General features: G+C 44.8%; 13 protein-coding genes. 9 read left to right on the forward strand and 4 right to left on the reverse strand.

Annotated elements, in window-relative coordinates; translation table 11 throughout:
- Window positions 1-38: 38 nt before the first annotated feature.
- The gene (cobO, locus tag R7P74_RS09760) at window positions 39-644 is read right to left on the reverse strand and encodes a cob(I)yrinic acid a,c-diamide adenosyltransferase (RefSeq protein ID WP_104979552.1); all 606 of its coding nucleotides are present in this window, start codon (window positions 642-644) and stop codon (window positions 39-41) included.
- Between the two features lie 117 nt (window positions 645-761).
- Here cobO and R7P74_RS09765 point away from each other — a divergent pair, with 117 nt between their 5' ends.
- Complete coding sequence (locus R7P74_RS09765; protein WP_104979551.1) at window positions 762-1,211, forward strand: low molecular weight protein-tyrosine-phosphatase; 450 nt, start codon at window positions 762-764, stop codon at window positions 1,209-1,211.
- Window positions 1,212-1,271: 60 nt separating this feature from the next.
- On the opposite strand, the gene R7P74_RS09770 is transcribed toward R7P74_RS09765, so the two are convergent.
- A complete protein-coding gene (locus R7P74_RS09770) occupies window positions 1,272-2,831 on the reverse strand; it encodes a SulP family inorganic anion transporter (RefSeq protein ID WP_005380840.1) in 1,560 nt (519 codons plus the stop codon).
- A gap of 332 nt (window positions 2,832-3,163) precedes the next feature.
- Window positions 3,164-6,253: a ribonuclease E gene (gene rne / locus R7P74_RS09775; protein WP_318122819.1), complete on the reverse strand. Its 3,090-nt coding sequence runs from the start codon at window positions 6,251-6,253 to the stop codon at window positions 3,164-3,166.
- 639 nt (window positions 6,254-6,892) lie between these two features.
- Between rne and rluC the strand changes: the two genes are divergently transcribed.
- Window positions 6,893-7,837 (forward strand): 23S rRNA pseudouridine(955/2504/2580) synthase RluC, encoded by a 945-nt coding sequence (rluC, locus tag R7P74_RS09780; protein ID WP_021033985.1) that lies wholly within the window; start codon window positions 6,893-6,895, stop codon window positions 7,835-7,837.
- A gap of 58 nt (window positions 7,838-7,895) precedes the next feature.
- On the opposite strand, the gene R7P74_RS09785 is transcribed toward rluC, so the two are convergent.
- Window positions 7,896-8,477, reverse strand: coding sequence for a Maf family protein (locus tag R7P74_RS09785; protein WP_054729223.1), 582 nt, complete (start codon window positions 8,475-8,477; stop codon window positions 7,896-7,898).
- 149 nt (window positions 8,478-8,626) lie between these two features.
- Here R7P74_RS09785 and yceD point away from each other — a divergent pair, with 149 nt between their 5' ends.
- The 7 genes from yceD (at window position 8,627) to acpP (ending at window position 13,632) form a co-directional block, all read left to right on the forward strand.
- Window positions 8,627-9,151 carry a 23S rRNA accumulation protein YceD gene (gene yceD / locus R7P74_RS09790; protein ID WP_005387307.1) on the forward strand — a complete coding sequence of 175 codons (525 nt, stop codon included), beginning with the start codon at window positions 8,627-8,629 and terminating at the stop codon, window positions 9,149-9,151.
- A gap of 59 nt (window positions 9,152-9,210) precedes the next feature.
- Window positions 9,211-9,381, forward strand: a complete 171-nt coding sequence (rpmF, locus tag R7P74_RS09795; RefSeq protein ID WP_005396978.1) for a 50S ribosomal protein L32 — start codon at window positions 9,211-9,213, stop codon at window positions 9,379-9,381.
- Between the two features lie 10 nt (window positions 9,382-9,391).
- Window positions 9,392-10,417: a phosphate acyltransferase PlsX gene (gene plsX / locus R7P74_RS09800; protein ID WP_017633846.1), complete on the forward strand. Its 1,026-nt coding sequence runs from the start codon at window positions 9,392-9,394 to the stop codon at window positions 10,415-10,417.
- A gap of 5 nt (window positions 10,418-10,422) precedes the next feature.
- The gene (locus R7P74_RS09805; protein ID WP_017821385.1) at window positions 10,423-11,373 is read left to right on the forward strand and encodes a beta-ketoacyl-ACP synthase III; all 951 of its coding nucleotides are present in this window, start codon (window positions 10,423-10,425) and stop codon (window positions 11,371-11,373) included.
- 75 nt (window positions 11,374-11,448) lie between these two features.
- A complete protein-coding gene (gene fabD, locus R7P74_RS09810; protein ID WP_005387313.1) occupies window positions 11,449-12,372 on the forward strand; it encodes an ACP S-malonyltransferase in 924 nt (307 codons plus the stop codon).
- A 45-nt stretch (window positions 12,373-12,417) separates the two neighbouring features.
- Window positions 12,418-13,152, forward strand: coding sequence for a 3-oxoacyl-ACP reductase FabG (fabG, locus tag R7P74_RS09815; RefSeq protein ID WP_031781117.1), 735 nt, complete (start codon window positions 12,418-12,420; stop codon window positions 13,150-13,152).
- A 246-nt stretch (window positions 13,153-13,398) separates the two neighbouring features.
- Window positions 13,399-13,632 carry an acyl carrier protein gene (gene acpP / locus R7P74_RS09820; protein WP_225473360.1) on the forward strand — a complete coding sequence of 78 codons (234 nt, stop codon included), beginning with the start codon at window positions 13,399-13,401 and terminating at the stop codon, window positions 13,630-13,632.
- Window positions 13,633-13,651: the final 19 nt, after the last annotated feature.

Genomic DNA, 13,651 nt, shown 5'->3' on the forward strand with positions numbered 1-13,651 from the left:
GGCATTTTGCCAACCCTTTTTAAATTACTCTGCGAGTGTTACCAATCGACGCCTTTGAGGGCTTTTACGCCAGATTCAAATGCGTGCTTTACATTTTTCACTTCAGAAACGGTATCGGCCATTTCAATCAGGGTTCGATGTGCGCCACGCCCAGTAATAATAACCGACTGCATTTTAGGGCGGTTGTTCAGCGCTTCAACGACCTCGTCTAAATCAATGTAGCCGTAGCTCACCATGTACGTCAGCTCGTCAAAAAGAACCACATCGATAGATTCATCTTTGAGCATGCGCTTACATTCTTGCCATACGCCTTGCGCTGCTTCGGTATCAGCGGCTTTGTTTTGAGTTTCCCATGTAAAGCCGGTCGCCATTACTTGGAATTCAACGCCGAGTTTCTCAAGTAGGTTGCGCTCACCGTTGTCCCAAGTACCTTTAATAAACTGCGCGACAGCACAATTCAAACCATGACCCACTGCGCGTGCGATCGTACCGAATCCTGATGTCGATTTACCTTTACCATTTCCGGTAATGATCAGTAGCAGACCTTTTTCCTCTTGAGCAGCAGCGATTTTTGCGTCTACCTGTTCTTTGACTTTTTGTTGGCGAGCTTTATGGCGTGCTTCTTTATTTTCTTCGATAGACATAATACTTCCTCAATTCCTTTTCGTGCTGTGCCCAAGCTAATTTGGGTTCATTGATTTATCTCGCTATGATAGACCAACATATCGTGAAGAAAAACCACCGATAATTCAGGGAATAAAATGAAGAAAATACTTGTTGTTTGTATGGGAAACATTTGTCGGTCACCAACTGGAGAGGCAGTGTTAAGAGCGAAAGCTCAAAAGCTAGGCGTTGAAGTAGAGGTTGATTCGGCAGGTACAATTGGCTACCACGCAGGAAACCGACCGGATTCAAGAGCGATGGCAGCAGGAAAGCAGCGAGGTTATTCTTTTAAAGGAATGCAAGCGCGCCAAGTCACCATTGATGACTTTGAAAAGTTTGACCTTATATTAGCCGCAGATAAAGCAAATTTGGCCGATTTATTGGATATTTGTCCGTTGAAGTATCGACACAAAGTATCGTTATTTTTAAGTCATTCTGAGTCAAGTTACGACGAAGTCCCGGACCCATATTATGGTGGGGAAGATGGCTTTGAACTGGTGCTTGATTTAATCGAAGAGGCATCAGACGCAATTTTGAAGAAGCTATAATCGCCGTGCTTGAAGACAATAGAAAAAGGGATGAGCTCAGCTCATCCCTTTTTATTCGTGTTAACCCGCTAGTATGTCGGTTGCGACTTTGTAGCTTGGGTCTTCCTTCACGTTAATTTCAACCAAGCTGCCAGCTTTGTCCAAAAGTTTACGACAATCTGGGCTTAGGTGACGAAGGTGCAGCGTTTTACCTTGAGCATTGTAACGCTCAGCCAGTGTTTCAATGGCTTCAATTGCAGAGTGATCTGTCACGCGAGAGTCTGCAAAATCGACAATCACATCTTTTGGATCTTCAGGCGCGTTAAACAACTCCAGGAAGTTAGCCGCAGAGCCAAAGAAAATAGGGCCGTGAATCTTGTACTCTTTTGAACCTTCCTCGTTTAAGCACGTGTCGGCATAGATGTGCTTAGCGTGTTGCCATGCAAACATTAATGCAGAAACGATAACACCAACCGCTACGGCAACAGCAAGGTCAGTAAGAACAGTAACAACGGTCACAAGAACAATAACGAAGAAGTCTTGCTTCGGTACGCGGCGTGCTAGCTTAAATGTTGCCCATTCGAATGTACCAATGACAACCATGAACATCACACCAACCAGAGCAGCGAGTGGGATCATTTCAATTAGCGAAGAAGCGAATAAGATAAACATCAATAGAGCGATAGCCGCAACGATACCAGATAGACGACCACGACCACCTGAGTTTACGTTGATCATCGACTGACCAATCATCGCACAACCACCCATCGCGCCAAACACAGAACACGTCATGTTTGCCATACCTTGACCGATACATTCGCGGTTAGATTGACCACGAGTATTCGTCATCTCATCTAAAACTGTCAGTGTTAGTAGAGATTCAATTAGACCAATGGCCGCGAGAATGATCGCGTATGGAAGAATGATTTGTAGTGTCTCTAGTGTAAATGGTACCGCAGGAATAGAGAAGGTTGGTAGTGAACCTGCGAGTGTTGCAGCTTCATCACCAGACATTGTACGCAGGAAGTCAACAACAGTTCGAGTTTCCAGATCCAAGCCAACCACTAAAGCCGTCACCGTTACGATCGCAACAAGTGAAGAGGGTACAGCTGTTGTGATTTTTGGTAGAAAGTGAATGATTGCCATAGTCAGCGCAACCAAACCAAGCATTAGCAGCATCTGGTCTTGTGGTAGCCAAGTGAGCATGCCGTTGATGTCTGGCGCTTTAAACTGACCCAACTGAGCTAGGAAGATAACAATAGCCAGACCGTTCACAAAACCGATCATCACAGGGTGAGGTACGATACGGATGAACTTACCCAATTTAAACATACCAGCGGCAATTTGAAGAATACCAGCGAGCATGATGGCTGCGAATAGGTACTGGACACCGTGAGTCGCGACAAGCGAAACCATTACGACTGCCATGGCACCTGTTGCACCAGAGATCATGCCAGGACGACCACCGAAAATGGAAGTAATAAGACCAACGATGAATGCAGCGTAAAGACCGACCATCGGATCTACGCCTGCGACGAACGCAAATGCGACAGCTTCAGGAACCAATGCTAGCGCAACGGTTAAGCCTGATAGCACATCATTTTTTACGGAGTGCTTAGAAAATTGGGGAAATTCGAACATGTTTGTTTTTAAGTTCTCTTTGCAATGAGTTAAACCCGACACATATTCGTATTTGCACAAGCCACTGAGTGGTTGATTTCTAATCAAACATTGCAGTGTAAACCGTAGTATTAAAAGAGCAGCATCAGAATGGTGTCGAAAACTTGAGTCGGCGCATGCTACCGAAAAGTGTGATTAAGTTCAAGAATGATACGAATAATGGCGTACAAATGTGATCACGAATTGGTATTTATATGAACAATTTATTGGGCAAATATGAAGATAAAAAAGGCTACCAGATGGTAGCCTTTAATTTATTTATGCCGTTAAGCAGTTGAACGTAATGATTTAGCCTAGTTAAAGTTAGGCTTTGTCATCTCTGCTGATGCGCGGTTTTTAGCCACTTGGCTACCCGCACCTTTAGCTTGGTAACGTTCGGTTTTGAACGGTGCTGCTGCAACCGTGATTTCGCGTAGCTCTTGAGGGCCAGGTGCTTTCGTCATCGGTGCGCTAGCGTTTAGCTTAGCCGCAACTTTAATGGCTTCGACTTTAGGCTCTGATTTAGCTACTGGCGCTTCGGCTGCAATCTCTTTTGCTGCTTCAACCACAGGCTCTTCAGCAGGTGCCGTTTCTACAATGGCATCAACCGGTTCAGCATGTTCAGTTACAGGAGTTTCAACGATAGGCTCTACCGATGCTGTTTCTATTACTGCTGATTCAGCTTTTTCTGTGATTACTGTTTCCACAGCAGGTGCTTCCACAACGGGTGCTTCTACTACTGGAGCTTCCACTTTCGCTTCAACGGTTTCTTGAACCTTGTGTTCAACAACTGGCGCATCTGTTACGACAGGCTGCTCGCGACGAATAATCACTTTACCCATTGCCATTTCTGGACACGCAAAGCCACCTTGGATTGTAGGTACTGCTGCTACAGCTTCTTCCTTAACTCGCTCTTCCTTCTTAGGTGCTGGTTTCGGAATGTAACGTGGCATTACTTTACCCATAGCCATTTCAGGAGAAGCGACACCTCCCTTACGTAGGCGGAACGGGTTAGGGCGGCGATCACGGCCACGGCGACGACGCTGGCCGCTTGCACGCAGGTGACGTGGCGAACGACGATTACGACGTTGCTTAGACTCTGCTTGCTTGTTGTCTTGCTGTGCCTCTACCGCTGCTTCTGTTGGCTTTTCAACTTTAGCTTCAACCGTTTCTTGAGTCTTAACCGCTGTTTCTTCGGCTTTCTTCTCAATAGCTTCTTGGTCCTTAACGCGTACAGACTTGTTCAATTTGCGACGTTGGCGGCGCTCTTTCACTTTTTCTGCTTTCGCATTTTGCTGCTTCGGTTTGCTCTCTTCTGGTTTTGTTTCAGTACGAGCTTCCGCTGCTAGCTGCAGACCTTTTTCCGCTACTTTTGCGTTTGCTTTCTGCTCTTGGGCTTTATCTGCCTGTTGAGCTTTAGGTTTACGCTTTTGGTTACGGTTTTGCGGTTTATTTGTTTGTTGTTGAGCTTCGTTTTGCTCATTAGCCTGCTCATCACGAGGCTTACGACGACGTCGGTTATCGCGATTGTCGCGGTTATCACGATTATCGCGCTGGTTGTTATTGCGACGACGATCGTTACGATCACGTTTGTTACGTCGATTATCGCGATTTGGTTTTTTCTCTTCCTGAGGTTTCTGTTCTTCTTTTGTTTCTTCAGAACCACCGAATAGGAAGCTACCAAGTGCTTTAAACAGACGGCTGAACAATCCAGGTTTCTCTTCTTGTTCAACGTTTTGTTCTTTCTTCTTCGCCTCAGGAGCTGGTTTAGCTGTTGGTGCAGGTGCGGTTTGAGACGGAGCCGCAAAGCCTTTAAGAACTGGCTCTTCAATTCGTTTTGGTTTTACGTCAACTTCCGCTGGCTCTTTACCTTCCGCTTCTTTCATTGCTTCCAGTTTTTTAGGAAGTAGGTAAGAAATCAGATCGAACTCTTCACCTTCACGAACACGGATAACTTCGAAGTGCGGCGTTTCCATGTCAGAGTTTGGAACAACCGTAATCTTCACTTCTTGAATGCGTTCGATATGGTTAACTGAACGACGTTTTTCGTTCAACAAGTAAGAAGCGATTGGCACAGGTACAACTGCGAGAACTTGCGCTGTATTGTCTTTCAGTGCTTCCTCTTCGATTAAACGAAGTACAGAAAGTGCTAGAGATTCGTTGTCGCGAACGACTCCAGTACCGCTACAGCGAGGACAGATGTGGTGGCTTGCTTCTGCTAGAGAAGGGCTTAAACGTTGACGTGACATCTCCAACAAACCAAAGCGAGAAATACGACCGATTTGTACACGAGCGCGATCAAGACGAACGGCTTCACGTAGACGGTTTTCTACTTCTCGTTGGTGGCGAACAGGTGTCATATCGATAAAGTCGATAACCACTAAGCCACCCAAGTCACGTAGACGTAACTGGCGAGCAATTTCGTCGGCTGCTTCTAGGTTCGTGTTTAGGGCTGTTTCTTCAATATCACCGCCCTTGGTTGCACGAGCAGAGTTGATATCGATAGACGTTAGTGCTTCAGTCGGGTCAATAACAATAGAACCGCCAGATGGCAGACGCACTTCACGTTGGAAAGCCGATTCAATTTGGCTTTCGATTTGGTAGTGGCTGAATAGTGGAACTTCGCCTTCATATTTCTTAACGCGGTTAAGGAAATCAGGGCGCACCAATTGAATGTGCTCTTTTGCACGTTCGTAGATGGTGTTGCTATCAATTAAGATTTCGCCAATATCACGACGCAAATAGTCACGGATTGCACGAACGATAACGTTACTTTCTTGGTGGATTAAGAATGGAGCAGGGTTAGAGTCCGCTGCACCTTTGATTGCACCCCAGTGGTTAAGTAGTACATTCAAATCCCACTCAAGCTCTTCAGCACTCTTGCCAACGCCAGCAGTACGTACGATTAGGCCCATGCCCTGAGGCAGTTCCAAAGTACTTAATGCGGCTTTTAGTTGAGTACGCTCGTCACCTTCGATTCGACGAGAAATACCGCCAGCACGAGGGTTGTTAGGCATCAGAACAAGGTAACTACCAGCAAGAGAAATGAAAGTAGTAAGAGCTGCGCCCTTGCTTCCACGTTCTTCTTTTTCCACTTGAACGATAACTTCTTGGCCTTCCGTTAGCACTTCTTTGATGCTTGGACGACCTTGGTAGGTGTAACCTTCAGGGAAATATTCGCGGGCAATTTCTTTGAGAGGGAGGAAACCGTGACGCTCGGCGCCGTAATCAACAAATGCGGCTTCTAAGCTTGGTTCGATACGTGTGATACGTCCTTTGTAGATATTCGCTTTTTTAGATTCATGACCTGGACTCTCGATATCAAGATCGAAAAGTCGCTGGCCATCAACCAGAGCGACACGCAACTCTTCTTTTTGAGTTGCGTTAATTAACATTCTTTTCATTGAAAATTCTCGTTGTCTTTTCTTTTATATCTTTCTTGTCGACTTGCCACTGTTTTTTCGCTCTTTCACGGTGCCTGATCCCATGGCTTGTATTTTGCAGCCTCCCGGCTGGAAGGGGATGCTCTCGGGCACTTCAGTCATCACAAGCCTCTTGTGGTTTCTGTTGGAAACGTAGACTTGTGACCCGCTATTTGGGCGGTAGGTACTCAACGTGAATATGCGAGGAGTAGGGTGGCAAGAGTGTTGAATTCGATGTGTCTCACGCCAATGCTGCACTCGACCTTCAACGATCTACTCACATTGCTTGAGGATAAATGATTGGTAATGAATAAAATGTAACCAAACCTTCCTTAGCAGCTGTGAACTATAGCAGTGCGCGTGGCTATCAGCAATCTGCTTTCACGCAAACGATAGAAAATTTGCCGCTAAACTCAAAATTTCTATTTTATAACTGGCTGTTTCATAAGCAATTGAGATGTGCAAACTGTTCAAGACAGAAAACAAATTGAGAACTTGATTGAGAGTTTTAATAATTTAAACAAAAGCTTGGCGAAATTTAGACCAGTATGTGCCACCGAGTGTTTCTTTTACGACAAGAATAATGTGAAGTCGCACGAAATTGAGTTTACAATACGGCTCATGAACGAAATAAGAACAAAAGTCCAGTTCGTCGACATTGACGAAGATATGGCGGGTCAGCGCATTGATAATTTTTTGCGCAACCAATTAAAAGACATTCCTAAAAGCATGATTTACAGAATTGTGCGTAAGGGCGAAGTGCGCGTAAATAAAAAGCGTATAAAAGCAGAGTACAAGTTAAAAGCAGGCGATCTCGTTCGTATTCCACCGGTTACCGTCGAGAAAAAAGATGACGATGTCGCACCAAGTACGAAACTTAACAAAGTCGCTGAGTTGGAAAATATGATTATCTTCGAAGATGATCATATGTTGATTCTAAACAAACCATCTGGCACCGCTGTGCATGGTGGCAGTGGTTTAAAGTTTGGTGCGATTGAAGCGCTTAGGGCTCTGCGACCTCAAGCTCGCTTTCTTGAACTTGTGCATCGTATTGACCGTGATACTTCAGGGATTTTGCTGGTTGCTAAGAAGCGTTCTGCACTTCGTCACTTGCAAGCCCAGTTTCGTGAAAAGACAGTAAAGAAGTTTTACTTAGCTCTTGTCATGGGGCAATGGAAAAGCAGTTGTAAGGTTGTGAACGCGCCACTGCTCAAAAACGAAGTGAACAGTATTGTTCGTGTTAACCCTAATGGTAAGCCGTCAGAAACGCGTTTTAAGATTTTGGAAAAGTTCGAACAAGCTACATTGATTCAGGCGAGTCCGATTACTGGTCGAACTCACCAAATCCGAGTTCATACGCAATACACTGGTCACCCAATCGCTTGGGATGATCGCTACGGTGATCGTCGCTTTGATGCTTATACAGGTCAAGTTGGTTTAGATCGTTTGTTCCTACACGCGGCAAACATCAAGTTCCAACACCCATCAAATGATGAGTGGATGGAAATCAACGCACCGATGGAACCGAAACTAGAAAAAGTGTTGGCGGGTTTAAGAAACGCGTAACCATGTTTTCCTCGCGGATGCAAAAGGGAGCCTGTGGCTCCCTTTTATCGTATTTGGGTTAAAGGACATCGAGTCCTTGAACATGCAACATATCAATCAAATCAATCAATGGTAGTCCGACAAGTGTGTTCGGGTCTTTACCAACTAATTTCGTAAACAAACAAATTCCCATGCCTTCGCTTTTAAAGCTGCCTGCGCAGTAAAAAGGTTCTTCCCTGTCGACGTAGCGTTCGATTTGTTCAAGCGTTAAATCTCTAAAGTGCACCTCGAAAGAATCAAAGCCGACTTCTGTATGGTTTGTGACGGTGTTATGTACCGCAAGACCAGTATAGAAAGTGATGACTTTTCCACTTTGAGCCAAAAGTTGATTTATCGCGTTATCTCTATTTAAAGGCTTGCCAACGATTTCACCATTAATGACACAAACTTGGTCACTGCCGATAACTAAACTTGCTTTATCCGTCTGGCAAGATATTGCTTTCTCTTGGGCCAGTCTCTGCACAAGTTCAGTTGGCGTTTCTTGGTCAAAAGGTGTTTCATCGCAATCAGGTGGTAAACAAACGAATGGTAGTGAGAGCTTTTCAAGCAGTTGTTTACGAAAAGGGGAAGTTGAGGCTAAAACCAGTTGGTAATTTTTCATTTTGAATTACAATTCGTGGGAGCATTTCCAATAGGATAATCGATCAAAAATGATTCTGGCTAATGCTCTGTATGTTAAGCGTAAAAAAGTACAACTTTTTTGCCTTTTTCTTTGACTAATTTTGATTTGGAAGATAATATTCGCGCCCTATGCAAAAGGTAAAAATACCGCGAACGGTTGACCCAGCTAAAGCTGCACAGAAACGATTGGATTACGATGGCATCATCCAAGCTAGTCTTTTCAAGCGCTTAGTGGAAACAACTGAAGGCGTAAAACGCGACGCAGAAGTCTCATTGTCATTTGGGATGGATGAACAGCGACTCGTTGTTATCTCTGGTAAAGCTAACATCGAAGTCGATTTAGAGTGTCAGCGTTGTAATGAGGTATTCGCACATGAGTGCGAAGTTGAATTCCTTTCTACTCCTTACTACGGTGAGAAAACAGAACAGGAAGCACCAGAAATTTATGATTTGGTAGATCTAAATGAATATGGTGAATTAGACCTCATACAACTTGTTGAAGACGAGTTCATCTTAGCATTACCTCAAATTGCGATGCACGATGAAGCGGATTGTAGCGTTGATTCAAATAACATGGTTTTTGGTGAGATTCCTGAAGAAATTGAGGAAGAAAAACCGAATCCATTCGACGTTTTGAAAAGTCTGAAAAAGTAATAGGTGTGGTAGCCGATTCTTCTTCAGGTTTTTAACCCAATAGTATAGGAGTAGGGTCAATGGCCGTACAGAAAAACCGTAAAACTCGTTCTAAGCGCGGTATGCGTCGTTCACACGATGCGCTAACTACAGCTGCTCTATCTGTAGACGCGACTTCTGGTGAAACTCACCTACGCCACAATGTAACTGCTGAAGGTTACTACCGTGGTCAAAAGGTTATCAACAAGTAAGGTTGAACCTTTGCAAAGTATTACCGTTGCACTTGATGCAATGGGCGGGGATTTCGGTCCACGCGTAACAGTGCCTGCCGCCGTGCAGGCACTGTCTCATTTCCCAGAGCTAAAAGTGATTCTTATTGGTGATCAATCTCTGATCACGTCTCAATTATCTCAACTCGGTACCTCGACCAGTTCCCGCTTGACTATTCTTCACAGCGAGAAAGTTATCTCGAACTCAGAAAAACCTTCATTGGCGTTACGTAATAGCCAAAATAGTTCTATGCGTATGGCTATCGATTTGGTTTCTGAGCAGAAAGCGGATGCTTGTGTTAGTGGTGGCAACACCGGTGCATTAATGGCACTATCGCGTTTCATTCTTAAGTTACTTCCTGGCATTGAACGTCCTGCTTTAGTTTCCGCTTTACCGACGATTACCGGAAAGCGCACTTGGATGCTAGATCTGGGGGCGAATGTATCGTGCGATGCTGATAGCTTGTTCCAATTTGCTGTAATGGGCAGTGCATTAGCTGAAGAACACTTGGGTCGTCCTCCTCGCGTTGCTGTACTCAATATTGGCGCAGAAGAGATTAAAGGTAACGATTTAGTCAAACGTTGCGCAGAAATGCTTTCTCAGACCGATGCGATTAACTTTGTCGGTTATATTGAAGGTAATCAAATTTTGCATGATGTTGCTGACGTCATTGTTTGTGATGGATTTGTCGGCAACGTATGCTTAAAAGCCAGTGAGGGAACAGCTCAACTTTTTATCGAAAAAATTAAAACCAGCATAATGGCATCAACGATAAAGGGTTGGATAGCTAGAAAGTTGTTTTCTAGGCTGTTTAATGAACTAAAAACACTGAACCCCGACCAGTATAACGGCGCAAGTTTGCTAGGATTGCGCGGCATTGTCATAAAAAGCCATGGAAGTGCGGATGTATCTGCGATTGTCAATGCACTTGGCGAGGCAGTACACGAGGTCAAACGACAAGTACCAAGCCGTATTAGCGATCGTTTGGAAGCGGTTTTACTCGAGAGGCATTATTAGTCTTCATGTATAGCAAAATTTTAGGTACTGGCAGCTACCTGCCATCTCAGGTGCGTACAAACGCAGATCTAGAGAAAATGGTAGATACAAGTGATGAGTGGATCGTTGCTCGCACGGGTATTAAAGAGCGTCGAATTGCTGCAGAAAACGAAACTGTAGCAGACATGGCATTCTACGCAGCTGAAAACGCTATCGATATGGCGGGTATTGATAAAAACGATATCGACCTGATTATCGTAGCCACAACGAGCAGTAGCCATACTTTCCCTTCATCTGCGTGTCAGGTGCAGGCAAAGCTTGGCATTAAAGGTTGTCCAGCTTTTGACTTAGCCGCTGCTTGTTCTGGTTTTGTGTACGCATTATCTGTTGCAGACCAACATATCAAATCTGGTATGTGCAAAAACGTACTTGTGATTGGTTCAGATGCTTTGTCTAAAACGTGTGATCCGACAGACCGTTCAACCATTATTCTATTTGGTGATGGTGCCGGAGCCGTTGTCGTAGGCGCTAGCCAAGAGCCTGGCATTATCTCTACCCACATATACTCGGATGGTCAATTCGGAGAGCTTCTAAGCCTACCTGTACCTGTGCGGGGGCAAGATGCGGATAAATGGCTTCATATGGCTGGGAACGAAGTATTCAAAGTCGCTGTCACTCAGCTATCGAAACTAGTAAAAGATACGCTTGAAGCCAACAACATGCATAAGTCTGAACTAGACTGGCTAGTGCCGCACCAAGCGAACTACCGCATTATTTCAGCGACAGCGAAGAAACTTTCGATGTCACTAGACCAAGTCGTGATTACACTTGATAAACACGGCAACACATCAGCTGCGACGGTGCCAACAGCACTAGATGAAGCGGTACGTGATGGTCGTATTAAACGCGGTCAAACTCTGCTTCTTGAAGCGTTTGGCGGCGGATTCACTTGGGGCTCGGCCCTTGTGAAGTTCTAAGTTTCACAAGAATTCAAAATTTAAGGTGCACTTGGTGCATCTTATTTCTTTTTACTTTGCTTAAAGGAAAACAACATGAGCAAGTTTGCTATCGTATTTCCAGGTCAAGGTTCTCAAGCTGTAGGTATGCTTGCAGAACTAGGCGAACAATATGACGTAGTAAAACAAACATTTGCAGAAGCATCTGACGCACTAGGTTACGATCTATGGGCGCTTGTTCAAAATGGACCTGCAGAAGATTTAAACGAGACTTTCCGTACTCAACCAGCTTTGCTAGCTTCATCTGTTGCAATCTGGCGTGTATGGCAGGAACTTGGCTTAGAGCAACCAGCAAACCTAGCCGGTCACAGCCTAGGTGAGTATTCAGCACTTGTATGTGCGGGTGTTATTGACTTTAAAGAAGCCATCAAGCTGGTTGAATTACGTGGTCAACTTATGCAAGAAGCAGTACCAGCTGGTACTGGCGCAATGTACGCGATTATCGGTTTGGCTGATGATGCGATTGCAAAAGCGTGTGAAGACGCAGCGCAAGGCGAAGTGGTCTCTCCAGTAAACTTTAACTCGCCTGGTCAAGTCGTTATCGCTGGTAGCAAAGACGCAGTAGAGCGAGCTGGTGCGCTATGTAAAGAAGCCGGTGCGAAGCGTGCGCTTCCTCTTCCTGTTTCAGTACCTTCACACTGTGCACTTATGAAGCCAGCAGCGGAAAAACTTGCTGTAGCTCTTGAGTCTATCGAATTTAACTCACCACAGCTGCCAGTTATCAACAACGTTGATGTGGTTGCTGAGACAGATCCTGCAAAAATCAAAGATGCGCTTGTTCGTCAGCTACATAGCCCAGTTCGTTGGACTGAAACAGTTGAACTGATGCACGAACAAGGCGTAGAAAATCTTCTTGAGCTTGGCCCTGGTAAAGTTTTAACAGGTCTAACAAAACGTATCGTGAAAACGCTAACTGCAGCAGCAGTGAATGATATCGCATCGCTAGACGCTGCGAAGTAATCCATCAAGCGATAAATTTGCGATAAGAAAAGGAAACACAACATGATGAATCTAGAAGGTAAGATCGCGCTAGTTACCGGCGCAAGCCGTGGTATTGGCCGCGCGATCGCGGAACTTCTTGTCGAGCGAGGTGCTACGGTTATCGGTACTGCTACTTCTGAAAGTGGTGCGGCTGCTATCAGCGAGTATCTTGGTGATAACGGTAAAGGTCTAGCTCTTAACGTGACCGATGTCGAGTCTATCGAAGCGACACTAAAAACGATCAACGAAGAATTTGGTGTGATCGATATTCTGGTGAATAACGCTGGTATTACTCGTGACAACCTATTGATGCGTATGAAAGATGATGAGTGGAACGACATCATCGATACCAACCTAACGCCTATCTACCGCATGTCTAAAGCGGTTTTACGCGGCATGATGAAAAAACGTGCGGGTCGTATCATCAACGTAGGCTCTGTTGTTGGTACCATGGGTAACGCAGGTCAAACTAACTACGCAGCAGCGAAAGCGGGCGTGATTGGTTTTACTAAATCAATGGCTCGTGAAGTTGCGTCTCGTGGTGTAACAGTGAATACTGTTGCTCCTGGTTTCATCGAAACTGACATGACTAAGGCACTAAATGATGACCAACGTGCGGCAACTTTGTCGAACGTGCCAGCAGGTCGTTTAGGTGACCCACGTGAAATTGCATCAGCAGTAGTTTTCCTTGCTTCTCCTGAAGCAGCGTACATTACTGGTGAAACTTTGCATGTAAATGGTGGTATGTACATGGTTTAATGCGACAGTTTATGCAAAATAAGCTATTTTACATTGTGAAAAATAGCCTATAGTTGCAGTTAACTGTCATGAACTTGTCATGCTTATGCGCAAGATTTGTGCATGATTTAAGTCAAAAATGTATTGAAATTCGGTTAAATTCGCTAATTTTGTGGTTTGACCAGCAAGGACCCCCTTGCAACTTTCAATAGTTCGAATAAACTACGGAATCATCGCATTAGGCGAAATCTGTAAAGGAAAAGAAAAATGAGCAACATCGAAGAACGCGTAAAGAAAATCATTATTGAACAGCTAGGTGTAGACGAAGCAGAAGTTAAAAACGAAGCTTCTTTCGTTGATGATCTAGGTGCTGATTCTCTAGACACTGTAGAACTAGTTATGGCTCTAGAAGAGGAATTCGACACTGAGATTCCTGACGAAGAAGCTGAGAAGATCACTACTGTTCAAGCTGCAATCGACTACGTAAACAGCGCTCAGTAATTAGCTCTCCCAGGCGGTC

Source organism: Vibrio sp. 2033, assembly GCF_033339735.1.